Origin of the sequence: Amycolatopsis sp. BJA-103, assembly GCF_002849735.1 — a bacterium.
In the GTDB taxonomy this organism is placed as follows: domain Bacteria; phylum Actinomycetota; class Actinomycetes; order Mycobacteriales; family Pseudonocardiaceae; genus Amycolatopsis.
The window spans coordinates 2,589,605-2,611,514 of record NZ_CP017780.1 but is presented as its reverse complement, the minus strand read 5'-3'; the positions used below and the strand labels follow the sequence as shown (position 1 = coordinate 2,611,514).

Sequence of the window (21,910 nt, the reverse complement as noted above, 5' to 3'; positions counted from 1 at the left end):
CGAGCTAAGACCATTTATGTCGCACGGCCGTGGTTCGCAGCGCAAAGGGACTACACGGTGCTTCTTTGAGCGTATTCTCCTCTCGTGGAGGAGTTCCCGGATCCGTCTGGTCCGCCTTACCGCTACGAGTACCCGCTACCCGAGCAGGTCAAGGCGGAGCATCGGCGCGCCGAGCAGCACTTCGGGCGGAAGCTCGATTACTGGAGGAGCCTCCAGACGGCTCCTGCCCAGATATGTGTGTTACTCGCCGGAGCATGGGTGGCCACTGAGGACGATTACCTGTCGGGGTCGGCGCTGGTCATCTTGCTAGTCGTCTGTGGCTTGTTGCAGCTGGCCCTGGGCTACCGGGTCATGGTGTTGTCCAGCGCGAAGGACAAGCACTCGAACCTGCTGAAGGCCTATGGTGTTCTGGCTCCTGGCACCGAAAGAGCGGCGCTGGTCGCGGAGTCCAAGGACTTCGACAGGATGCACGAGGTACTCGGCAAACCGCTTTCCCCGAAGAGGCGGCACCTCAGCCGACACCGCGAAAACCAGACCAGAGCCTCTACGGCGAAACGCCCCTGAACGGGAATCCGTACAGCGGGGTGATCCGGCTCCGCTCGCCTCGGCCGCTCCGCGAACTCGATCAATAAGAAAGCTCCGAACGCGGACCGTGAAGTCGTGCGCAATGCCCGCCCTGCCCCGACAGGATGCATTCAAGATCAACTTCACGACCGACCTTGATCACGAAGAAGGCCCGTGAGCAGTGGGTATGCTGCTCACGGGCCTTGCGTCTTCCGGTCGGGCTGACAGGATTCGAACCTGCGACCCCTTGACCCCCAGTCAAGTGCGCTACCAAACTGCGCCACAGCCCGGACCCGCACTCCGTGGAGTGCGATATGAGTACTTTAGCGGGTCCCGAACAGGGCCTTGCAACCAGGGGTCACTGTGTGTCTGAGCTGGGAAAACGGACCGTGAGAGCCACCCTGCCGCAATCGGGCGGCCCTCACGGAGTCACTGTGGGTTGTCGGCGTGCGTGAGGGTCTGCCAGGAGACGAACAGGCTGTTGGTACCCGCCGGGCGCTGGCGGAGGGTGAGGGCCTCGGTGTTGCTCATGGTGTGTCCGAGGCGCGCGTGGAGGTGGTTGTAGCCGACCTCGGTGATCGGGCCGAGGCCGAGCTTCAGGCTGCCGCCACAGAGCCACGACGGGACGGCGGCGCCCATCTGGTACTTCGCGTGGAAGCCGAGACCTTCGCGGAGGCGGTCGGCGATCTCGGGATAGAGGTCCTGGCCCTGGATGCGGCTGGTCTCGGCGAAGTTCGCGATGGCGGCGAGGCCGTAGCCGGTGTGGGTGAAGTCGCGGCAGGTCTCCTGCGAGAGGCCGTTGACGAACGTCGTCTGGCCTTGCCAGTACTTCACGATCTTGTCGCGGGTGTCCAGGCCGCTGCCGGGCGCGGTCTTCGGGAGCGCGCCGTCGCTGGTCAGGTAGAGGTAGGCGGGGACGCGGGTGCGGAACTTCGCGACGGCCTTGTCGTAGCTCGCCTTGTCGTCGAGGAACACCGAGATGCCGATCGCGGCCTCGGTCATGCTGAGTTCCCAGTTTCCGTTGCTGTGACTGCCGTTGATCACCTCGGGCAGGTACACGGTCCGGAGCATGGTGCCGAAGCGGCCGGAATTCGGCCAGCCGGTGTAGGTGTGCTTGATGATCTCCGCCGCACGTGGCCACGAGGAGGCCGACCACGCTGATTGCAGGGGCGCGTTGCTGTTCGTGTGGTCCTTCAAGACCGCGGACCAGGCGTCCATGATCTCGATCGCCTTCGTCGCGTATTTCGCGTCGCGCGTGATGTACCAGGCGAGGGAAAGGGAATACGCCGCGATCGCGTCTTGCCGTTCATCGGTACAGCCGAGATTCGGATTCGAATAGGGGCCGCATTCGACGACGGCGCGCGGTTTCGGTGACCGGGACAATGAGGCGTACGAGCTCGACATCATCGCGTTGTAGGCCTGTTTCCACGGTTGCGCGCCGGCCTGGACCTTGGTGCGCACGAAGTCCAGTTGCGGGCGGCTGACCAGTACGCCTGGGTGGGTGAACGTGGCCGGTGCTGCTTGCGCAGGGGCACTGAGAAGGCCCAGTGCCAACGGGACGAGCGTGGTCAGGGCGAGCAGTTTCCTCGGTAGGGACATGGTTCTCCTCGGGCGGGTGTGAGCCAGGTCACCGGCGGCGCGTGGTTCAGTGTCATGGTCTGAACCAGTTGCGTCAAGACCTTAATTCGCCCTCAAAAGAAAGGAGGTCCCGCTGATCGGAATCAGTGCCGCCAAGGGCCGACGAATGCCGGGCTTCCGATCGGATAGCTGCCGATCAAGCGCCAGGTCGCGAGTTCGTAGGCTTGGACCACGTGTTCACTCTGCGACGCGACATAACAATGCTCGCCGACGACGGAGAAATGTCGTGGCCATTCGCCGGTCCCGTGATCGGCGACGGCCTTCGGGAGGACACCGTCGAAAGCGAACTCCGTGATCGTTTCGGGGCCACGGTTCGACAGGAAGAGCCGATCGCCGTGCAGGACGAGCTGTCCTGGGAGGTTCTCGCCGCCGGGCTCGAGCGTCGCGGGAGTCGAGTTCTCCACGGAGAACGTGCCTGGCGGTTCTTCGCGCACTGTCACCAACGAGGCGGCCAGTTCACCGACGACGTATGCGTGGTTCGTGCCCGGGCGCCGGACCAGCTGCCGGGGACCGGTCCCGGCGGGCAGCGCCGACACCGAGACGGGGATCAGTTCGCCTTCTTCGCCGAGGCGGTAGCTGCGGATCTCGTCGGTGCCCAGGTCGACCGCGCTGACCAGCGTCCCGGTCTCGTCGACCACGGCCATGTGCACGTGTGCGGCTTCCTGCCGCTCCGTGTTGGGTCCGGTGCCCTCGTGCTGGACCAGCGCTGTGCGCACGGTGGGAACGCCGTCGGGCCCCAGTGCGAACACGGCCAGGCTGCCGCCGCTGTAGTTCGCGCACACCAGGAACCGGCCATCGGGAGTGATCCCCAGATGGCACGGATCGGCCCCGCCGGTCGGGAGCGAGTTCAGGGCCTCGAGGGTGCCGTCCTCGCCGACCGCCACGGCGGTGATCGCGCCTTCGGCCGTTTCGTTCGCGGCGTAGAGCACCGGCAGCGTCGGGTGCGGGGTCAGCCAGCTCGGCGAATCCAGTTCGAGCGAGCCCGCCGGGGTCAGTCGCCCGGTCCGCCCGTCGCGCCAGAAGGTGCCGATGCCTTCGCCATCGGCGTTGCTCGCGGCGGTGTAGGAGCCGACGATGAGCAGTGTCCGGTCGTCGTTCGCAGGAGTCACCAGGCACACTGTGCAGCAACCCGAGGTGGAGGTGAATCCCTTTTGACCACATCCTGTGCGATCGTTTCGGGAGCGGCGTCCGTCGCCCACCTGGCAGCGGCCGGCCTCGCCGGGCGGACCTGCGCCGGAGCGACTCAGAAACTTCCCTGTGCCATCCCGGACAGCGGCCCGGCAACTCCGGACTACAGGTCGAACTCCCCCGGCGCGAGGCTGCGTGCCAGGCAGAACTCGTTTCCTTCCGGGTCGGCAAGTACCACCCAGGGCCGACCGTCTCCCTGTCCCACATCCGTCTTGGACGCGCCGAGCGCGAGCAACCGCTCGAGTTCGGTCTGCTGGTCACTGTCGATCGGGCAGACCTCGAAATGCAGCCGGTTCTTGGCGATGGTCTTGGCCTCGGGAACACGGACGAAGACCATGCTCGGCACAGCGGGCCCGCCACGCAACGCGGCCAACCGCTGTTCGTCCGGCTCCTCCGGATCGGGTCCGATCTCGACCGCGGCGCCGTTCGTGTCCTGATAAATGACATAGCCCAGTACGCCGCACCAGAAATCCGCCAATCGCCGCGGATCCACGCTGTCGATGGCCACCCATTCGAACCGACTCGTCATACACAATGCCTTTCCATTTCGGAGCTACCGAGCCCCGACGGTGACCGACGGCGACGAAGCCAGGGGAACCAGCAGCCGCGCCCCTCCGGTGCCGTCGGCCGGCACGGACCAGATGTCGCTTTCCTTGCCGCTCCCCCGTGGCAGGCTGTAGGCGATCGTGTCCTTGTCGAGCCAGACCACCTGGTCGTCCACGCTGCGCGTCTCCGCGAGCGGGGTCTCCCGCATCGTAGCCAGGTCCAGCACGTGCTCCCGCCAAGGCCGGGCATCGCCGTCCGCCACGCGCTTCTTGAACGCGAGTTTCGTGCCGTCCGGCGACAGCGACGGGCATTCCGCGTTCTCCCGCAGGGTGCGCGCCTTCCACGCCTCGTTGTCGCCCTGCACCAGGAATGTCCGCCCGCCGGTGGCGACCGTGGCGAAGAACGTCCGCTCGTCGGGGGCGAAGGTGACACCCCAGTAGTTGACGTCCTCGCCGCGGTGCTGCTCGTCTCCGATCCGCAGCGGGATGCCCTCGATGTTGCTCGACAGCTCGTTCCGCTCGCGGTCCATGATGGCCGTCCGGGTCGAGAAGGTGCCGGGTTTCGAGTAGGAGTCGCCGGTGACGAAGGTGGTCCAGCTGCCCATCCGGCCGCCGGGCGAAAGCTTGGCGCGGTTGGGGATTCCGGGGACGTCCACCCGCTTGACCTCGCCGAGCGCGGCGTCGACGAACCGGGCGACCGCGCCGGCCATCGGCGTGGGTTCTTTCGCCAGGCACAGGCCGCCGTCCGCCGCGGTGTAGAACCGCTCGCAAGCGAGCGAACTGATTCGTCGCGGGCTCCCTGGTTCGAAGACGGGGACCGAGGCGACGTTGCCGTATCCCGGCCCCGGAGCACCGTTGCGGAACAGCAGCCTCCCCCGCTCCCCCAGCGAAACGGGTTGTGCGGAATCCACCTCGATCGCCACGTCTGACGTCTGCCGCTCGGGGCTGTTCGCCTTGGCCTGCATCACGTACACCACCGAGGCGGCGGCGAGTGCGACGACACCCGCCAGCGCCACGACGAACTTCACCGGAAGCTTCACGCCGTCTCCTTCCCCGTCACCGGCAGCGGTACGGGCCTGCTTTGTCGAGCAGTTCCCCGTTGGTGCCGATGATCTCCCAGGAATAGGTCTTTCCCTTGAGCACCAGCTTCATCACCCCGTGCTTGCCCAAGATCTTCTCGACGCCTTCCCGGGCCTTGTAGTCGAGGTACAGGCTGTCGCCGCCGATCCCGGCGATGACCGACCGCACGCCGTTGGCCTCGTCGACGTGCCCGTTGACGTCCAGGGGCTTCGTCCGCTCGTAGTGGTGATCGTGCCCGGCGAAGACGACGTCCGCCTTCGCTTTGGCCAGCTCGTTCCACAGCGGCGCGATGCTCTTCGCGTCTCCGGCGTTCCCGGAATTGAACCGCGGATGATGCCAATATCCGACGACACAGGACTTCTTGGTCCTCGCGAGGTCCTTGCGCAACCAAGCCACCTGTTCGGCGCCGCCGCCGTTGTACACCGGGTCCGAATCCAGCGCGACGAAGTGGAAGGCGCCGACGTCGAAGCTGTAGTACGGCTTTCCCTTGGGTGTCGCGATCTTCCCGAAGTACTGCTTGTATCCCGCCAGGTCGTTGTTCCACTCGTGGTTGCCCGGCGTCGGTTTGGTGATCCTCTTGAACTTGCCCCAGGTCTTGTCGTAGTAGGACCGGAACTCTTCGATGGTGCCGTCGACGTACTGATTGTCGCCGACCGTCAGCACGTACCGGGGTTTGATCTTGCCCACCAGCTCCGCCGTCCGCTGGTGCTCCGACGGCAGTTCCGCTTTCGCGATGTCGCCGGCGAGGGCGATGACGATGCCATCGGACGCCGAAGGCCGGGTCGACGCCTTCACCGGCGAGGTCGATCCGGACAGGTTCCCCGCCGCGTCCCGCGCCCGCACCGCGTACTGGAAGTCGAAACCCGACGCCAGCGACGTATCGGTGTAGGAGGTCGTCGCCGACCGGCCGATGACGTTGCCGTTGCGCAGCACCTCGTACTCGACGACGCCGACGTTGTCGTTCGCCGGGTTCCAGCCGAGCGTGATGCTCTCGGTGGTGGACGACTTCTGCCGGAGCCCGGTCGGCACCGACGGCGGCTGGATGTCGCCGTCGCCGGTCCGGACGCCGTAGACCTCCAGTTCCCACAGCGAGTACCCGTACTCGGTCGCCCGTGCGGTGCTGAAGATCCGGACGTGCCTCGCGGAGGTGTTCAGGCCGGCGAACTCGTCGAGGCCGCCGTTGCTGGCCACGACGGTCTTGACGTCTCGCCAGGTCTGGCCGTCGTCGGATGCCTGGATCTGATAGTCCTTCGCGTGGGCCGATTCCCAGAAGATCTTGACCCGGCTGATGTCCGCGGGACCGCCGAGGTCGACCGCGATCCACTGTGGATCGCCCTCCAGGCTCGCCCAGCGGGTCGTCGAATCACCGTCGACGGCGAGCGCGCCGCCGAAACTCTCGTTCTCGACCGTGGACGTGGTGGTGCGTTTGTTGACCGACAGCAGTGATTCCACCGGTCCGGCCGTGGCGCTGGACGCGGTCACGGGCTGAGCGAGCAGGACGATCGCCGCGATCGCGGCGATGCCCGGCTTCACCATTCGATTCACCTGTACTCCTGGATGGGCCTACGTCGTCGTGGACAGCAAGCCGGGTCCGGTGCCGCGCACGGCACCGGACCGCGGCCGTCAGCGGCAGGTGTACGGACCTGCCTTGTCGAGCACCTTCCCTGCGGTGTCGTAGATCTCCCAGGAATACGACTTTCCGTTCAGCACCAGCTTCATCACGCCGTGCTTGGCGAGGATCTTCTCGACACCTTCGCGCGCCTTGTAGTCGGTGTAGAGGTAGTCGCCGCCGATGCCGGCGATCACCGACCGCACGCCGTTCGCCTCGTCGACGTGCCCGTTGACGTCCAGCGGCTTCGTCCGCTCGTAATGATGGTCGTGCCCGGTGAACACCACGTCCGCCTTCGCCTTGGCCATCTCGTTCCACAGCGGCGCCATCTGCTTCTTGTCACCGGAGTTTCCCGAGTTGAAGCGCGGGTGGTGCCAGTACCCGATGACGCAGGACTTGGTGTTCTTCGCCAGGTCGTCGCGCAGCCAGGCCACCTGTTCGGAACCACCGCCGGTGTAGATCGGGTTCGAGTCCATCGCGACGAAGTGGAAGTCACCGATGTCGTAGCTGTAGTACGGCAAGCCCTTCGGGTACGCGATCGCGCCGAAGTACTCCTTGTATCCCCTGAGCTGGTCGTCCCACTCGTGGTTGCCCGTCGTGGGTTTGGTGATGCTCTTGAACTTGCCCCACGTCTTGTCGTAGTGGGCGCGGTACTCGGAGATGGTGCCCTTGTGGTACTGGTTGTCGCCCACGGTCAGCACGTACTGCGGGTTGATCTTGGCGACCTGGTTCGCCGTTCCCTGGTGTGTGGAGAAGAGTTCGGGGTTGGCGATGTCACCCGCCAGTGCGATGGTGACGGCGCCGGTGCCCCCGGGTTTGGTCGCGGCCCTGATCACCGGACTCGCCGCGGAGACGTTGCCCGCCGCGTCCCGTGCTCGCACGGAGTAGCCGAACTCCGCTCCGGACGCCAGCCCGCTGTCGGCGTAGGTGGTCGTCGCCGTGGTTCCGACGACGTTCCCGTCGCGGAGCACCTCGTACTCGGCGACCCCGACGTTGTCGGTCGACGCGGTCCAGCCGAGGGTGACGCTGTCCGCGGTGGTCGCCGTCGCGGCGAGGCCCGTGGGCACCGTCGGCGCCTGCGTGTCGCCGCCGCCGACGCGGTCGCCGTAGACCTCCAGCTCCCACAACGAGTAACCGTAGGTCGTACCGCGAGCCGTACCGTGGACGCGGAGGTGGCGTGCGGAGGCGTTGAGGCCCGGGTGTTCGTCGACGGCGCCGTCACCGCCGGTGACCGACTTGATGTCGGTCCAGGTCCTGCCGTCGGCCGAGCCCTGGATCTTGTAGGTCTTGGCGTAGGCGGCTTCCCAGGTCAGTTTGACCTTGGTGACGGTCGCGGCGCTGCCGAGGTCCACGGCGATCCACTGCGGATCGACCGCCTCCTCGCTCGCCCACCTGGTCGTGGCGCTCCCGTCGACGGCGTTGGCGCCCTCGAAGCCGGAGCCCTCGACCGATGAGGTCGTGGTCGGTTTGCCCGCGGACAGCAGAGATTCCGCTTGTGCGGCGGTGCCCGAAGAGATCAGTGTCTGCCCCAGCAGGGCCAGGGTCGCCACCGCGACACCGGCCAGGGGTGTTCTCCGTTTCATGCGAACTCCTCGACGTTGCGGAGTCGCGAGTACCGGCGTGGGCGGCGTCGGGTCGGCCGGAGTCGCTTCGTTAAGTAAGTTTCCTAACGATCGCAGTGTAAAAGGTTCTTAAACTCCCAGTCAACGGGTGACCGCGCGGTGCCCTGCACCATTCGGTGGCAAGGTCACCGCGCGATCCCCTGGGTCATGCCCGGTCAGCAGTTGACGTTGTAGAACCAGGTCGGGTTGTACAGCCGGATCCACTCACCGGGCTTGTAGGACTCGCCGCGGAAGATGATCTTGCACTTGACCGACCTGACGCAGTCGGTGTCCTTCCAGTAGTTGTTCGAGTCATCGCCGGACTTGAGCGTCCGCCGGTGGTCGCCGGACAGGTTGTCGCAGTTCCAGTGGGACTTGGCGTCCCGTTCGATCTGCAGGTCCTTCCCGGTGCGGTTGTGCGCCCGCCCGCAGAGCGGCATGGTGCAGCTCGTGCCGTACGTCTGCACGGGTGTCGCGGTGGCGTCCCCCGGCGCCGCTTCCTCGACCGCGATCACGGTCGGCGTCGCTTCCGCCGGGGTCGCCTGTGCCATCCCGGTGAAGCCCATCAGCAGGCCGGTCGCGGTCGTCGCCGCGACCAGCCCGATCCGTTTCACAACACTGTCGGCCCAGACGACCCCCTGCCCAGCGCCCGTGTCGCGAAAGCCACTTTCGGGACATCAGACGTCGCGAAAGTGGCTTTCGCGACATCACGGACGGCGGCCGCGCAGAACACCCGAGTCACGCTCCGGCCAGGTGAGTTGTGGGGGTGGCGACTTGGGGAAGAGACAAGGGTGCGTGTCTGGTCGGGTTGGTCGTGAGTGACGATTCGCTGCCTGATAAGGCAGGAGTCGCCGCCCCTAAGCCGCCATTCAGGACGTTTCGCACCGCCCGTCGAAATGTAAATTCGGCTCGTACTCCGAATCACTGCGAACAGGGGGCTGACAAGAATGCCGAAACATCAGAGGACCCGAAGGCTGGTCGGACGACTGCTGGCGACCGCCGCGGCACTGACGCTACTGACGTCCCTCGGCACCGGGACCGCGCACGCCGGAGTGATGCAGTTCCAGGATGGCTTCGAAGTCGATCCAGCGGCGAAATGGGCCATCTTCGGCAGCCAATCGCCTGCCGGTGGCTTCAACATCAACATGCCTGCCAACGCTCGCAGCGGCAACAACTCCGGCTGGCTCGGCGCCCAGCCGGGCGGCTGGTCGGTCCAGCAGATCGAGGTCCGCACCGGCTCGGTTTCGGGCATGCCCGAAACGAGCTGCGCGGCCGCCGTCTGGATACAACCGCTGGTCATTCGCCAAGAAGTGGCGATCGAGATCTGGGACCTCTTCGGGAACATGCTCTACCGGAAATCGGCCATGTACGCGGGGAGCCAGAATTACCAGCAGCTGTACACGGATCGATGGAATCTGAACGGCAGGACCTCGGTGCTCGTCCGAACCGTCGATTACGGCACCACGGGACAGGGTGGAACGATCCGGCTGGACGATCTGCTCTTCCAGTGCTATTTCAACGGCTGAATTCCGCTCGAGTGAGCCGGGCGAAGAAAGGCGATCAGGTGCTTGTCCGGCCATCCACTGTCACACTGGATGGCCGGACGCCGAGGGGGACAAAACCTGATGACCGCCGATCTTCCGCCGTGGGCCCGGCGCATGCGCACCCTGCGCGAGGCACGCGGATGGACGCCAGCCGACGTCGCTCGGCGAATGCGCGAGCACATCGGCGCCCCGTTGCCGGAAAACGACGACCTCTGCCGACGCTGGGAGGCATGGGAACAAGGCGACGACATGCCCGACGCCTCCCGCCAGCCGATGATCGCGGCGACGCTCGGCACTGTGACAGCAGCCCTGTTCCCGCCACCCGGACGTCCGACCGCAACCTTCGATACCGGCATGGACACGCTGGAGGTCGTTAGCCGGCTTCAAGCGTCCGACGTCAACGAAGCCACTCTCGAAGCCGTCCGGATCGTCGTCGACAAGCTGTGTTCCGAGTACTCCCGACGCCCGCCGGCCGAGCTGATTCCCGAAGGTCGCCGGTGGCTTCGTCGGCTGATCGGGATGCAGAGACTGCCCCTTCGGCAGCAACGGAACGTGCAGGAACTGGCCGGCTGGCTCGCGCTGCTGGTCGGATGCCTCGAGTACGACCTCGGTGACCGGGCCTCGGCGGAAGCCACCCGCAACACCGCCCTCGGTCTGGGACAGGCTTCCGGCAGCGGCGGAATCATGGGCTGGGCTCATGAGATGCGCGCCTGGTTCTCGTTGACGCGAGGCGACTACCTCGACGTCACGATCGCGGCGGAAGCCGGTCAAGCTGTCGCTGGCAAGCACAGTGTGTCGGTCCAGTTGGCAGCACAAGAAGCGAAAGCCTGGGCTCGCATGGGCCGCAGGGAGGAGATGCAAGTCGCTTTTGGAGAAGGGGCGCACCCTTCTTGAGGCGATGCCGTACCCGGACAGTATCGACAACCACTTCGTGGTGGATCCGAGCAAGTACCGATTTCGACCGCTGGCCGATGAGAGTCTCCGAAGCTCAGATCACCCTCGGTGTCGTCGCGGCTCGCGAAGGAGACCTCGACGAGGCGATCGGACGCGGTCGACGTGCGCTCGACGGAGAGCGCACGTCGCTCCCCTCTCTCCTCCTCGTGGCCCGCGATCTCTCCGGGATCCTGCGAGAGAGGTTCGCCGGTGAGTCGGAGGCCGCGTCATTCCTCGACCGCCTTCACACCATCGAGCGGCAGATGTAGCCCGACCGGGTCAGCCGCCCAGCGCCGGCCCGATCCAGCGACGGACGAGCGCGCGCAACTCCTCATCGGTGTGCGCGGGCTCCGAGGGGTACTGCAGGAACGAGAGGAACAGCCGCATCAGCATCTCGGCGAGCCCTTCGAAGTCCTCATCGGACTCGACGCCCGCCGCGGCCCAATCGACCGGCACGTTCCGCAGGATCCTCGCGCCGAGAGAGAAGGACTGTGACGACGTCACCGCCACGGTGAAGACGTCGGCTTCGCCCGCCTTCAGCAGCAGTCCCAGGTACGGCTCGGCGGGAACCACCCGTACGCCGAACACCACGGATTCCACGGCGACCTCGGCGGCGGTGCCGAATGTGGCCAGGTGCCGCTCCATCCGCCCGGCGAACTCCTCGACGCGGTCTAGCGCGACCGCGCCGAGGATGTCGGCCAGGCTCGCGAAGTAGCGGTAGACGGTCTGCCGGGTGATGCCGGCCTCCGCGGCGACGTCGGAGAGGCTGGTCTTGGCGAGGCCGACGCGGTCGATGCAGGCCGTCGCCGCTTCGACGATCCGGCGGCGTGCCTCGCGCTCGGTTCCGGGCGGGTTGCCCTGCCATCCGTGGTGCCCCATGACCCCATCTTCCCCGAAGGAGAAGCTCAGACGGCGGCAGGTGCCTCGCGCCGCACGCGGTACAGCGCGGCGAGCATCAGCCCGGCGCCGAGGAAGCAGGCGAGCGCGTAGAGGCCGCTGCCGATCGGGGTGCCGTCTTCGGTGATGCCGCCCTCGGCGGCGAGGAAGGAAGGCAGGGCGCCGAGCCAGAACACGGCCATGACGCCCAGGTAGACGGCGGGATAGAACCTGGCGAAGGCGGACAGGGTGACGCCGGGGCCTCGGTGCCGGACGAAGATCCACGTGCCTGCCAGCCACAGCAAGGCCAGTTCGGCGCCGAGCACCCAGGCCTGCGCGGTGGTGTTCCCGGCGAACAGGCTCGACGGGAGTCCGGCGATCGCCATGGTCAGCGGGGTGAGCACACCGGCCAGCAGGATGCGTGCCGCGAGGGACCATCCGCGTCGTGTGCCGGTCAGGCGAACGACGAGGTAGGTCATCGCCCCCATGGAGACGGAGGCGAAGAGCAGCATGCTGTTCATGGGCACCGCGTCCAGCGCGGGCTGGTTGACGATCCGGTTGTTCCCGTTCCAGGCCCACCATTTCAGCTGGGGCCCGAGGTGATCGAAGACCTCGTAGAACACCTGACAGGCGAAAGCGACCGCCACCGATCCGATCAGCGCGCCGCGGGCGCGGAAGATCCCGAGTGACCGTACGAGCTCGTAGGCGAGCTGGCTGATCATCGGATAGAACGCCACGATGTAGAGCGGCAGCCGATCCGCCATGAACTGCACGCTGAACCGGTTGTGGGCGAAGATGAATCCGTACTGCCGCTCGAGGCCGAACCACTCCGGGAAGTACAGCGGCGGCTCGATGACGAAGAGGTAGACCAGGGAGGCGCACCACAGCGCCAGGTTGACCGGATCGCCCGCGCGGTGACGGCGGATCGCATGCACCAGTGCGAAGACGGCGCCGCCGATGACGAGCAGTTCCAGCAGCGGCATCGTCCAGTGCGCGGCTTCCCCAGGAGGACGGATCGAAAGCCAGGGGGAAACGTCGTGGCAGTCGAACCCGAGACCGCGGGTGACGGCCTCCGCGTCCGGCCCGCAGACGGCGCTCATCGCGAAGCCGCCGGCGAGTAGTCCGTGACCGGCGGCTCGGCACGGGCATCGAAGTCGAAGGGAACCCGGTGCCGCCCCAGCGCGGCGCGGATCCGGTAGCGCAGGAGCCCAGCGAGCACCCGAGGATTGGTCATCATGTCGCGCAGTGACTCGTCGAGGTTGAACACCTTCGCGAAGTGCTCGTCCACCACGTCGTCCTCGCGGGACGCGCCGACGATGAGCCGGAACGCCGGGCCGGACACCGCCGCGAGGAGACGCCGCTTCCACTCCCCCGCTCTTTCGGTACCCACCGCGCAGGCATATCCCTGATCCCTCGCCATCGCCAAGCTCCAGGGCACGGCGAGCAGTTTCCGTTGCGCGGCCAGGAAACGGGCGGAGAATCGGGTGTCGAGACGGTCGGCACCCGCGAGGTGCCCTCGCAGCAGCAGCGCCGAACCGGCGGCGGAACTGATTCCCTGTGCGTAGAACGGGTTGAACGCGCAGATCGAGTCACCGACGAACGCCAGGCGCCCCGGTGGGGTGCGGAAACGGTCGTAGCGGCGCCATTTGTTGCCGGTCGACCGGGTCAGGTGCACCTCCGACGTCGGGGTCGACCGGTCCATCGCGGCCGCGAACAGCGGCGCCCGCACCCGGCGGGCCGACTCGACGAACGCCTCGGTGGTACGCGGCATTTCGAGTCCCCACGAGCCCATGCACGCGATGACGCGGTTCTCTTCGATGGGGAAGAAGTTGACCAGGAACTCGTGCTCGGCGGGATGCTGGCCCTTGTCGGGGGTCGGCATGATCACCAGGTGCCGCCACCACCAGGACGCGGGCCGCTCGTCGCGGGACGGCAGGTCGTACCAGCGCGAGGTGTAAGTGACCTTGGCGTCGAGGGTCCGCACCTCGGGCTCGGGCCACCCGGCGGCCGCCAGCCAGGCGCCGACCGAGGAGCCGCGGCCCATCGCGTCCACCACGAAATCGGTGTCGACGTGCTCGTCGCCGTCGCGGGTGGAGAACCCGACCCCGGTGACGTCGCCGTCCCGGGTGGTCAGGCCGCTCACCGCCACGCCTTCGCGGATCACGACCCCGGGCAGGGCACGGACCTTGTCGCGCAGCACGCGCTCGATGAGGATCCGCGAGCTGTAGATCATCGTCATCGCGCTGCGTTTCCGCGCCGACCAGCCCGCCCCGTCGAGATAGGCGGCGTCCATGGACGGCATGAGATGCAGTCCCCCGGCGGCGATGAGGTCGTCCTCGAACCCGGGGAACAGCTCGCCGATCGCGCGGCGGCCGGAGTTCAGCAGGAAGTGCGGGTGTTTGCTCTGCGGCACTCCGCGCCGGTGTTCGGCCTCGGCGGGCAGTTCGTCCCGTTCGAGCACCAGGACCTGGTCGAAGCAGGGGGCGAGTGCGCCCGCGGTGCAGAGGCCGGCGGCACTGCCACCGAGGACGACGGCGGTCTTGCCGAGTCGCATGAGGATCAGCCCCCAGCGTCATTCATACAAAGTGACAACGCCTGTATGAATGTATGAACGACGCCGGGAGCTGTCAAGAGCTCGAACTCAGTAGTCACGCTCCTCGTCGAACCACGACAGCGCGAGTTCCTCGGTGACGCCGAACGGCTCGCCGTCGACCAGGAGGGCGACCGCTTCACCGAGGTCTTCCCGTTCGATCGTGTCGATGCCGGGCCGGGTGTTGAACGCCCGGACGAAGTCGCGAACGACTTCCGCCGTCTCCGCCACAGACTTCGCGTTCTTGATGCCAAGCGCGGCGGCGCGGTAGGTCTTGGTGGCGAACCGGCCTGTCTTGGCGGGCCATTCGGAAAACGGCAACCCGTACTCCGTGACGAACCAGGCAGGGGCACGTAATTGCGACACTCCACTGTGTTCCCAGGTCCGGCCGGAACTCTTGGTCAGCCCGCGCAACTCGGATCGCAGGCGCTTTCCGGCTTCCTCCTCCTCGTTCCAGGCCATGAACTGGTGCAGGTTCGGGAACTCTTCCAAAGCCGGAAAGGACGACAGATCGGGGCTGTCGGACAAGCGGAGGCTCTCCAGGTTTCCCAGCAGGGCCAACGCTTCCAGGTTCACGAGGCGGCCGCTCAAACTCACCGACCTGGCGCCGGCGAACTGCGCCAAACCAGCGCAATCGAAGGCCTGACGCAGCGACGCACAGCTGACACTGACATTCGTCGCGGCCGCCAAGGCCGGGAAGTCCGGCAACCGCAACGGTTCACCGGCCAGGCCAGGCCGGATCGTGGGAGAGAAGGCCACCGACCCTGACCCTGGATCCGAAGACGTCTTGGACGTGATGGCGCTGAGGAGCGAAAGGTCCCCTGCCACCGCGAACTCGTGGCGGCCGTCCGGTGACCGAGGTACGGCCACCTCCACCGGCGCCGTACCCAAACGAATCGTGAACACCGAGATCTTGGCCTGGCCCGCATCGACGGCGGCCGCGGTCATCGGAGCCCAATCGAACCGCTCGATCCGCCGGGTGCGGGCCCACTCCAGGAAACCCGTGTCATCGCCCCGGTAGGTGAAGTACCGGGGCCAGGGGTGGCCGACGGGCCCCGTGAAGTGATCGAAGACCGACCAATCGATCCGATCCCGAGGATCGACGATCGCGTCGGGCCGTCCACCGTCGCCGGTGGACGGCCCGATCACCAGGTTTCCCTGGCCCGGGGCGAGTTCTATCGTGTGACTGTCCGGCCCCGTGAGTGACAGGACCAAGCGTTCGGCGTTCGGCACCGCTCCATGATGGCGAACAGCACCGACAAAACCCGCCACGCCGATCTCGGGCGGTCAGCGGATGTCGCGGACGAGGTCACCGATGGCGACGTCGACGTCCTGCCACTTGTACTCGTCCGTGTTGATCAGGAAGGTCACGGACCGCTGGCCGTCCTCGGTGACGGCGTTCCTGAACTCGTGGCCACTCGGCATCCCGCCGCTGTGCCCCCAGGTCACGAGACCCGGCGTGAGCTCGTAGCGCTCGACGCCCAGGCCGTAGCCCTCGCCCGAGCCGTCGTCGACGGTCTTCTTCATCTCGGCGAGCTGGGCGGGCGCCAGCAGTTTCCCGGTCAGCAGCGCGTTCCAGAAGACGGTCGCGTCGGCGCCGGTCGAGATCAGCGCTCCCGACGCGTCGGCGTCGGACGTGTTCCATTCCGTCCTGTCCGCCAAGGCCCCGTTCCTGACCACGTAGCTCCGCAGTTCAGGCTTGGGGAGCGTGGTCCGGTCGCCGGGCCAGCTGGTGCCGCACAGGCCGAGGGGCCTGATGATCCGTTGGGTGATCTCGGTGCCGATGCTGCGGCCGGTCACCTTCGTGACGATCATGCCCGCCAGGTTGTAGTTGGTGTTGGAGTAGGCGAAGCCCGACGGGGCCCGGTCGTCGGGCGGGGGCAGGGCCAGCGCCTGCCGGACCGTCTGCAGGGGCTCGATGTGATCCCAGCGGTGCGCTTCCTCGTCTTCCCAGAACGGCGCATCGAGGAAGTCGGGCAGGCCGCTCGTCTGCTGGAGGAGCTGCCGGACCGTGATCTTGCGCCCGTCGTAGTCCTTGGTGCGGATGAGTTTCGGGAAGAAATCCTCGACGGTGTCGTCGAGATCGATCCTGCCTTCGCCGACGAGCTGGAGGACGACCGTGGCCGTCCAGGTCTTGGTGTTGCTGCCGATCCGGCTGTGTTCGCCGCCGGTGACCTTGCGGCCCGTCGCCCGGTCGGCGACACCGACGCCGCCGGTCCACACGCCGCAGCGCGGGCTTTTCACCGTCACGGAGACCCCGGGGATACCGGCTTTCTTCAGTGATCCCAACGCGGTCTGGATGGGTTGGGTGTCGCATCGTGGCGCCGCGGACGACGAGATGGGCACCGCCACCAAGGAAGCCGTGACCGCCAAGGTTGCGGCGACAGTGGTCCAACCTCGCATGATGTCTCCTTTCACAGTGGGTACAACTTCCGTGTCGTGACGGCGTAGCGATCGAGCACCGCCGGCAGCACGGTCACTCCGCTGCCCGGACCGTCCGGAACGGACAGTGAGCCGCTGTCGAGCCGGAACTCTTCGGTGAGATCCTCGGCGTAGTAGCGGCTGGAGGCGGAGATGTCGTTCGGCAGCACGAATCCGGGCAGCGCGGCGAGCGCGAGGTTCTGCGCGCGGCCGATCCCGGTCTCGAGCATTCCGCCACACCAGACAGGGATCCCTTGCGCCACACAGACATCGTGGATCCGGCGAGCCTCGAGGTAGCCCCCGACCCGGCTGGGCTTGATGTTGACGATGCGGCAGGCGCCCAGCGCGATCGCGGTGGCGGCGTCGCGCGCGGAGTGGATCGACTCGTCGAGGCAGAGGGGTGTGCGCAGCAGCTTCGCCAGCTCGGCGTGGCCGCGCAAATCGTCCTCCGCGAGCGGTTGTTCGATCTGGACCAGGCCGAAGTCGTCGAGGCGGCGCAGGTGTTCGGCGTCGGTGAGCGAGTAGGCGGTGTTCGCGTCGACCTGCAACGCGGTGCCGTCACCGAACTCTCGGCGGACGGCGCGGACGGGCTCGAGGTCCCAGCCCGGTTCGATCTTGAGTTTGATCCGGACGTAGCCCTGCTCCAGATAGCCGGACACCGTTTCCAGCAGGTCCGCGATCGTGTCCGTGATCCCCACGGACACCCCCGCGGCGACGCGGTCGCGCACCCCGCCGAGGTAGGTCGCCAGCGGCATCTCGTGCGCGCGGCATTCGGCGTCGAGGATCGCCGTTTCGAGCAGTGCCTTGGCCATGGGGTTGCCTTTGACCGGGACCATCGCGCCGGCGATCCGGGCGGCGGTCGGCCGGTCCAGCGCGGTGACCCTCGGCACGAGATGATCGGTGAGGACACGTTCGGCCCCGGCGGCGAACTCCGCGCTGTACATCGGTTCGGGGTCTCCCCCGAACTCCGCCCAGCCTTCGGCGGCGTCGGTCACCACGTGCAGCAGCAGGGTGCGCCGCTCGGTGTCGATCCCGCACGAAGTCCTGAAAGGACGGACGAGGGGAAGGCGGACCTCGACGAGTTCGACGAGCTCGATCTTCACGGCTGCTCCGTTCTGGTCAGGCGGTACCAGCCGGCCCTGCTGAAGCCGGTCACGGTGAAACCCGCGTCGAAAGCAGGGAGCAGGACACCGCGGACCGCTTCCCGCCATGCGGCCGCGAGTTCCCTGTCCTCGCGGCGGGTGGCGACGATGTCGGCGGGAACCCGGCACCAGTGACCGTTTTCGTCCCGGGCGCTGAGCGCCCTGCCGTCCGGCGCGCGGGCCGCGTCGACCTCCGCGCTCCCGAAGTCGGGTCCGACGACGTGATCCGGTCGCGGCTCGGCGAGTGACCAGACGGCGGTGAGCCGATCGGTCTCGTCGTGCCCGTTGACACCGTCGTCGATGTGGCCGAAGAAGTTCACCCGGTACTCACCGGCGGTCGCGCCGAGTTTGGCCAGGTTGAAGTGGGCGTTGCGGCTCACCAGCGGATCGAAGGTCCAGATCATGGAGGTCGCGCCGTGGTCGAGCGCCCACACCCGCTGTGCCTGCTTGAGGGCGAAACCCACTCCGCGATCACTCGTGCGTGCGGCGGCGATCATCGAGTAGACGGCTCGGGAAGCGGGTCGGCAGAACAACAGCACGGAGGCCGCGATGACCTCGTCCCCGTCGCTGGAGTAGTGCACGGCGCCGCCGGCGTGCGCGAAGGCGCGCAACGCGTCGACTCCGAGCGGTGGCTGGTGTTCGGGTGTCTGCCATACCCCGGCGAGGAAACGCGAAACCGCCTCGACCGTGACGAGGTCTTCGGCCAGCCGGATCCGGACACCCGCACGGGTCGCGGCACGCGCGGCGACTTCGACGGCACTCGCCCGGGCCGCCGTGGGTACTGTCGTCGGGGCGGCCCGCGGCGCCCTGCCTGGAAGGTGCATGCTGACAGCCTCACGTCCACACTGGCCACCCGCCTACGAGTGCCGGTCCAGAGAATTCGTGAATGTTTTGTGCGACCGGCTAAAGAGGTGAACATGCTCGACACTGAGGAACCGGACCTCGGACAGGTCCTCGACGCACTGGGCGCTTCCCTGGTCCGGCCGTTGACCGCGCTGCCGGACCGGCCGGTCCCGGTCTCGAGCGTGCTCATCCACGAGCGGCGTTCCCCGCTGCCTCCGGTGAAGGGCGCGATCCTGCTCGCCGTCGGGGTGGGCACGGCCGAACCCCAGGCGAAAGACCTTGTCGAAGCCGCGGCCGAAGCCGGTCACGCGTGCGTGGTGGTGAAGAGTTTCGGCGAGCCGGTCACGGAACTGGCCGAAGCCGCACAGCGGTCCGGTCTCGTTCTGCTCGCCGCCGACGAAGCCGTGGCCTGGCACCATCTCGACGCCATGATCTCCTCGGCCCTCGCCTCCGCGGCGCGGGCCACGCAGGGCACCGGCAGCCCGGCAGTCGGCGATCTTTTCGCACTGGCCAACGCGATCGCGGGCATGGTCGGCGGGGCGACCACGATCGAGGATCCGTACCGGCGCATCCTTTCCTACTCGACGCTGCCCGGTCAGGGCATCGACGAGGGCCGCCGCCAGGGCATTCTCGGCCTCCAGGTGCCGGACGCCCCGGACCATTACGACGAGCAGTACCAGGCGCTCACCCAGGCTCGGCGCACCTGCCGGTTCCCGGCCATTCCAGGCGGTCTCCCCCGCCTCGGGGTCGCGGTGCGCGCCGGGAACGAGGTACTCGGGTCGATCTGGGTCGTCGACGCGGAGAACGGTCTCGATCAGGCGGCCGATCAGGCCCTCTTCGACGCCGCGGACATCGCCGCGCTGCATCTGCTCGCGGCCCGGACCGCGGACGACGCCGTCCGGCGCCGTCGCGCGGACCTGGTGCGGCGGCTGCTCGCCGACCCGGGCAGTGTCACCGCCGTGGCCCCGCAACTCGGCCTGGACCCGAACGCCGGGGTGGCGGTGGCCGCGTTCGCGATCGGTCCCGAGGACGCCGACGAGGTGCTCGCGGTCCACGCGGCCACCCGGCTCGCCGACCTGGTGAGCCTGCATTGCGAGGCCCACTACGGCAAACACGGCTGCGCGCTGATCGACGGCACGGTCTACGCGCTGTTGCCGGGCGGGCCGGCGCCGAACGCGCACCGCGATCTCGTCGCCGGGATCGCCCGGCGAGCACACGGCGCGCTGCGGGTGCGCGTCCAAGCGGGTCTCGGTTCGCTGGTCCCCGACCTCCGCTCGATCGCGAACTCGCGCGCCGACGCGGACCTGGTCCTCCGCGCGCTCACCGAACGGCCGGGCGAGCCGGAGGCCTGTCAGGTGGCCTCGATCGACGAGGTGTGGGCAGGCGCGACGCTGTCCGCCCTGGCCCAGATCCTCGTCGCGCACGAGGCGCTGCCCCGCAGGCTCGGGCCGTCGATCCGCGCGCACGACCTCGAGCACGGCACGACCTACGCGTCCACTCTCCTCGCTTACCTGGACTCCAACAGCGACACCGCGGCCGCGTCCAGCCTGCTGTCCGTGCACCCGAACACGATCCGGTACCGGCTGTCCCGCGCCGAGGAGATCTTCGGCTTCGATCTCGCCGACCCGGACGAGCGCCTGGTGCTGTGGCTGCGGTTGCGGCTGGGCGATCAGCTCGGCTGGTGAGCGTCACCGGCGCCGTCGGAGCGCCCGTCCGGCGAGTGTCCCGGTCGGCTTGCCGTCCTGGAACGCGATACGGCCGTTGACCAGGACATGGCGCATGCCGTCTGCGTACCGGTGCGGCTCGAGGTAGGTGGCGTTGTCCTGGACCTCTTCGGGCACGAAGACTGTCAGATCCGCGAAGGCGCCGGGACGGACCACGCCGCGATCGGCCAGCCTGAGGTTCTCCGCGGGCAGGCTCGTCATGCACCGCACGGCTTGTTCGAGGGTCAGCACTCCCTCACGGACGTAGCGTCCGGCCACACGGGCGAAGGCGCCGTACGTGCGGGGATGGATGGAGGTGTCGGTGAACGGCGGCTCCGCGGCGAGGGCCTCCGAGTCCGTGCACACCGACACCCACGGGAACCGGAGCGCGCGCAGGACGTGCGCCTCGGACGAGGTGAACTCGGCCACCAGGAGCTTCGGATGCGCGGCGACGATGTCGAGCAGGGTGTCGAGAGGGTCGCCGTCGCCCCAGGTGGCGCTGACCTCGGCGAGTGTCCTGCCTTTGAGGTCTCCGTCGCCGAGCAGGAGGATCCCGTCCGCGCCGCCCGATCCGAGGTACAGGTTGTCCCAGTCCGTCCCGGGGCTACCGATGGCCGCCTTGATCACGGCCCTGGTTTCCCCGTCCGAGATACGGGCGGCCAGTTCACCGTGACCGCCCTCGTGGAACTTCGGCGGGATGAACGCCGAAAGGAACGTGGAACCCGCCTCGTACGGGTAGACGTCCGCGGTCACCTGGATCCCGGCCGCTCTCGCCTGCTCCACCCGTTCGTACACGCTGTTCATCGCGGGCCAGTTCTCGCGGCCGGAAGCCTTCAGGTGGTAGATCTCCGCCCGGGCGGTGGACTCCCTCGCGATCCGGATGAGTTCGTCGACGGACTCCAGGAGTCTGTCGGACTCGCCCCTGATGTGGGAGATGTAGAGCGCGTCGTGCCGGGCGAGGACCCGCGCGTACGCGATCAGTTCCTCGGTGGAGGCATAGCTTCCCGGCGAATAGATCAACGCGGATCCCACGCCGAGGGCTCCGTCGGCGAGCTCGGAGTCGAGCAACTCGCAGGCGGCGGCCAGTTCGGCGTCGGTCAACGGCCGGTCCTCGTTGCCGGCGAAGGGCATCCGCAGGTTCTCCGCGCCGACGAAGCTGCCGACGTTCAGGCCGACCCCGGCCTTCTCGAGGTAGCCAAGGAATTCACTGAGGCGGGGCCAGCTCGTCCGGACGCCGTACTGCTGCGGCTCGCCGCCGACGATGTCGGCCATCTTGCCGGTGACCGGTCCCAGCGACCGTCCCTCGCCGAAGATCTCCGTGGTGATCCCCTGGTACAGATCGGAAAGGCCCCGGGGGTCCAGTTGCAGGGTTTCGTAGCCGTGGCTGAGGACGTTGATGAAGCCCGGCGCGACCACGCACCCCTCGGCGTCCAGCACCGGGCAGCCGGAGTCGGGAAGTTCTCCGACGGCTTCGACGCGGTCCCCGGCGATCGCGACGTCGGCGCGACGGGCGGGGGCTCCCGTGCCGTCGACGACCGAACCTCCCCGGATGACGAGTTCTGGAGGCACTGTGTGTCCTTTCTCGAGTGGGCCTCGTGAGTGGTAAGGACGGTTAGAACCGCCCTTACCACTC

20 protein-coding genes and 1 tRNA gene are annotated in these 21,910 nt (G+C 67.6%); 5 read left to right on the top strand and 16 right to left on the bottom strand.

What is annotated here, in order from left to right:
* Nucleotides 1-84: 84 nt before the first annotated feature.
* Nucleotides 85-564, top strand: a complete 480-nt coding sequence (locus BKN51_RS10975; RefSeq protein WP_101607542.1) for a hypothetical protein — start codon at nucleotides 85-87, stop codon at nucleotides 562-564.
* A gap of 216 nt (nucleotides 565-780) precedes the next feature.
* Here BKN51_RS10975 and BKN51_RS10970 read toward each other — a convergent pair.
* The 8 genes from BKN51_RS10970 to BKN51_RS10935 form a co-directional block, all read right to left on the bottom strand.
* Nucleotides 781-854, bottom strand: a tRNA-Pro gene (locus tag BKN51_RS10970).
* 139 nt (nucleotides 855-993) lie between these two features.
* Nucleotides 994-2,163 (bottom strand): alginate lyase family protein, encoded by a 1,170-nt coding sequence (locus BKN51_RS10965; RefSeq protein WP_101607541.1) that lies wholly within the window; start codon nucleotides 2,161-2,163, stop codon nucleotides 994-996.
* Nucleotides 2,164-2,285: 122 nt separating this feature from the next.
* Nucleotides 2,286-3,311 carry a lactonase family protein gene (locus BKN51_RS10960; protein ID WP_101613167.1) on the bottom strand — a complete coding sequence of 342 codons (1,026 nt, stop codon included), beginning with the start codon at nucleotides 3,309-3,311 and terminating at the stop codon, nucleotides 2,286-2,288.
* Nucleotides 3,312-3,493: 182 nt separating this feature from the next.
* Complete coding sequence (locus BKN51_RS10955) at nucleotides 3,494-3,919, bottom strand: VOC family protein (protein WP_101607540.1); 426 nt, start codon at nucleotides 3,917-3,919, stop codon at nucleotides 3,494-3,496.
* Nucleotides 3,920-3,943: 24 nt separating this feature from the next.
* On the bottom strand, nucleotides 3,944-4,975 hold the full coding sequence (locus tag BKN51_RS10950) for a hypothetical protein (RefSeq protein ID WP_101607539.1): 1,032 nt from the start codon (nucleotides 4,973-4,975) through the stop codon (nucleotides 3,944-3,946).
* Between the two features lie 16 nt (nucleotides 4,976-4,991).
* Nucleotides 4,992-6,551: a discoidin domain-containing protein gene (locus tag BKN51_RS10945; RefSeq protein WP_101607538.1), complete on the bottom strand. Its 1,560-nt coding sequence runs from the start codon at nucleotides 6,549-6,551 to the stop codon at nucleotides 4,992-4,994.
* An 87-nt stretch (nucleotides 6,552-6,638) separates the two neighbouring features.
* Entirely contained in the window at nucleotides 6,639-8,207 is a 1,569-nt protein-coding gene (locus BKN51_RS10940; protein ID WP_101607537.1) for a discoidin domain-containing protein, read from the bottom strand.
* Nucleotides 8,208-8,401: 194 nt separating this feature from the next.
* Nucleotides 8,402-8,839 carry a hypothetical protein gene (locus BKN51_RS10935; protein ID WP_101607536.1) on the bottom strand — a complete coding sequence of 146 codons (438 nt, stop codon included), beginning with the start codon at nucleotides 8,837-8,839 and terminating at the stop codon, nucleotides 8,402-8,404.
* A gap of 333 nt (nucleotides 8,840-9,172) precedes the next feature.
* Here BKN51_RS10935 and BKN51_RS10930 point away from each other — a divergent pair, with 333 nt between their 5' ends.
* From BKN51_RS10930 to BKN51_RS43970, 3 genes are all read left to right on the top strand, one after another.
* Complete coding sequence (locus tag BKN51_RS10930; RefSeq protein ID WP_101607535.1) at nucleotides 9,173-9,751, top strand: hypothetical protein; 579 nt, start codon at nucleotides 9,173-9,175, stop codon at nucleotides 9,749-9,751.
* Between the two features lie 99 nt (nucleotides 9,752-9,850).
* Entirely contained in the window at nucleotides 9,851-10,663 is an 813-nt protein-coding gene (locus BKN51_RS10925) for a helix-turn-helix domain-containing protein (protein ID WP_101607534.1), read from the top strand.
* A 77-nt stretch (nucleotides 10,664-10,740) separates the two neighbouring features.
* A complete protein-coding gene (locus BKN51_RS43970; protein WP_199193107.1) occupies nucleotides 10,741-10,971 on the top strand; it encodes a hypothetical protein in 231 nt (76 codons plus the stop codon).
* Nucleotides 10,972-10,981: 10 nt separating this feature from the next.
* Here the strand turns inward: BKN51_RS43970 and BKN51_RS10915 are convergent, their stop codons facing one another.
* From BKN51_RS10915 to BKN51_RS10885, 7 genes are all read right to left on the bottom strand, one after another.
* Entirely contained in the window at nucleotides 10,982-11,581 is a 600-nt protein-coding gene (locus BKN51_RS10915) for a TetR/AcrR family transcriptional regulator (protein ID WP_101607533.1), read from the bottom strand.
* Between the two features lie 26 nt (nucleotides 11,582-11,607).
* Complete coding sequence (locus BKN51_RS10910; RefSeq protein ID WP_101607532.1) at nucleotides 11,608-12,678, bottom strand: hypothetical protein; 1,071 nt, start codon at nucleotides 12,676-12,678, stop codon at nucleotides 11,608-11,610.
* Entirely contained in the window at nucleotides 12,675-14,132 is a 1,458-nt protein-coding gene (locus BKN51_RS10905; protein ID WP_101607531.1) for an FAD-dependent oxidoreductase, read from the bottom strand. Before BKN51_RS10905 ends, BKN51_RS10910 begins: the two co-directional genes overlap by 4 nt.
* An 87-nt stretch (nucleotides 14,133-14,219) precedes the next feature.
* Complete coding sequence (locus BKN51_RS10900; RefSeq protein WP_101607530.1) at nucleotides 14,220-15,401, bottom strand: hypothetical protein; 1,182 nt, start codon at nucleotides 15,399-15,401, stop codon at nucleotides 14,220-14,222.
* Between the two features lie 54 nt (nucleotides 15,402-15,455).
* Nucleotides 15,456-16,571 carry a serine hydrolase domain-containing protein gene (locus BKN51_RS10895; protein ID WP_101607529.1) on the bottom strand — a complete coding sequence of 372 codons (1,116 nt, stop codon included), beginning with the start codon at nucleotides 16,569-16,571 and terminating at the stop codon, nucleotides 15,456-15,458.
* 11 nt (nucleotides 16,572-16,582) lie between these two features.
* Nucleotides 16,583-17,692: an o-succinylbenzoate synthase gene (gene menC / locus BKN51_RS10890; protein ID WP_101607528.1), complete on the bottom strand. Its 1,110-nt coding sequence runs from the start codon at nucleotides 17,690-17,692 to the stop codon at nucleotides 16,583-16,585.
* A complete protein-coding gene (locus tag BKN51_RS10885; protein WP_101607527.1) occupies nucleotides 17,689-18,555 on the bottom strand; it encodes a hypothetical protein in 867 nt (288 codons plus the stop codon). The genes menC and BKN51_RS10885 overlap by 4 nt, the downstream gene beginning before the upstream one ends.
* A gap of 93 nt (nucleotides 18,556-18,648) precedes the next feature.
* On the opposite strand from BKN51_RS10885, the gene BKN51_RS10880 reads away from it, so the two are divergent.
* The gene (locus tag BKN51_RS10880) at nucleotides 18,649-20,259 is read left to right on the top strand and encodes a PucR family transcriptional regulator (RefSeq protein ID WP_101607526.1); all 1,611 of its coding nucleotides are present in this window, start codon (nucleotides 18,649-18,651) and stop codon (nucleotides 20,257-20,259) included.
* A gap of 3 nt (nucleotides 20,260-20,262) precedes the next feature.
* Here the strand turns inward: BKN51_RS10880 and BKN51_RS10875 are convergent, their stop codons facing one another.
* Complete coding sequence (locus tag BKN51_RS10875) at nucleotides 20,263-21,846, bottom strand: N-acyl-D-amino-acid deacylase family protein (protein WP_101607525.1); 1,584 nt, start codon at nucleotides 21,844-21,846, stop codon at nucleotides 20,263-20,265.
* Between the last annotated feature and the right edge of the window lie 64 nt (nucleotides 21,847-21,910).

Bases quoted from the DNA above. Each gene is read 5' to 3' on its own strand.
- BKN51_RS10965 (WP_101607541.1), bottom strand. From the start codon at position 2,163: ATGTCCCTACCGAGGAAACTGCTCGCCCTGACCACGCTCGTCCCGTTG.
- BKN51_RS10955 (WP_101607540.1), bottom strand. From the start codon at position 3,919: ATGACGAGTCGGTTCGAATGGGTGGCCATCGACAGCGTGGATCCGCGG.
- BKN51_RS10945 (WP_101607538.1), bottom strand. From the start codon at position 6,551: ATGGTGAAGCCGGGCATCGCCGCGATCGCGGCGATCGTCCTGCTCGCT.
- BKN51_RS10940 (WP_101607537.1), bottom strand. From the start codon at position 8,207: ATGAAACGGAGAACACCCCTGGCCGGTGTCGCGGTGGCGACCCTGGCC.
- BKN51_RS10930 (WP_101607535.1), top strand. From the start codon at position 9,173: ATGCCGAAACATCAGAGGACCCGAAGGCTGGTCGGACGACTGCTGGCG.
- BKN51_RS10925 (WP_101607534.1), top strand. From the start codon at position 9,851: ATGACCGCCGATCTTCCGCCGTGGGCCCGGCGCATGCGCACCCTGCGC.
- BKN51_RS43970 (WP_199193107.1), top strand. From the start codon at position 10,741: ATGAGAGTCTCCGAAGCTCAGATCACCCTCGGTGTCGTCGCGGCTCGC.
- BKN51_RS10915 (WP_101607533.1), bottom strand. From the start codon at position 11,581: ATGGGGCACCACGGATGGCAGGGCAACCCGCCCGGAACCGAGCGCGAG.
- BKN51_RS10910 (WP_101607532.1), bottom strand. From the start codon at position 12,678: ATGAGCGCCGTCTGCGGGCCGGACGCGGAGGCCGTCACCCGCGGTCTC.
- BKN51_RS10905 (WP_101607531.1), bottom strand. From the start codon at position 14,132: ATGCGACTCGGCAAGACCGCCGTCGTCCTCGGTGGCAGTGCCGCCGGC.
- BKN51_RS10895 (WP_101607529.1), bottom strand. From the start codon at position 16,571: ATGCGAGGTTGGACCACTGTCGCCGCAACCTTGGCGGTCACGGCTTCC.
- BKN51_RS10885 (WP_101607527.1), bottom strand. From the start codon at position 18,555: ATGCACCTTCCAGGCAGGGCGCCGCGGGCCGCCCCGACGACAGTACCC.
- BKN51_RS10880 (WP_101607526.1), top strand. From the start codon at position 18,649: ATGCTCGACACTGAGGAACCGGACCTCGGACAGGTCCTCGACGCACTG.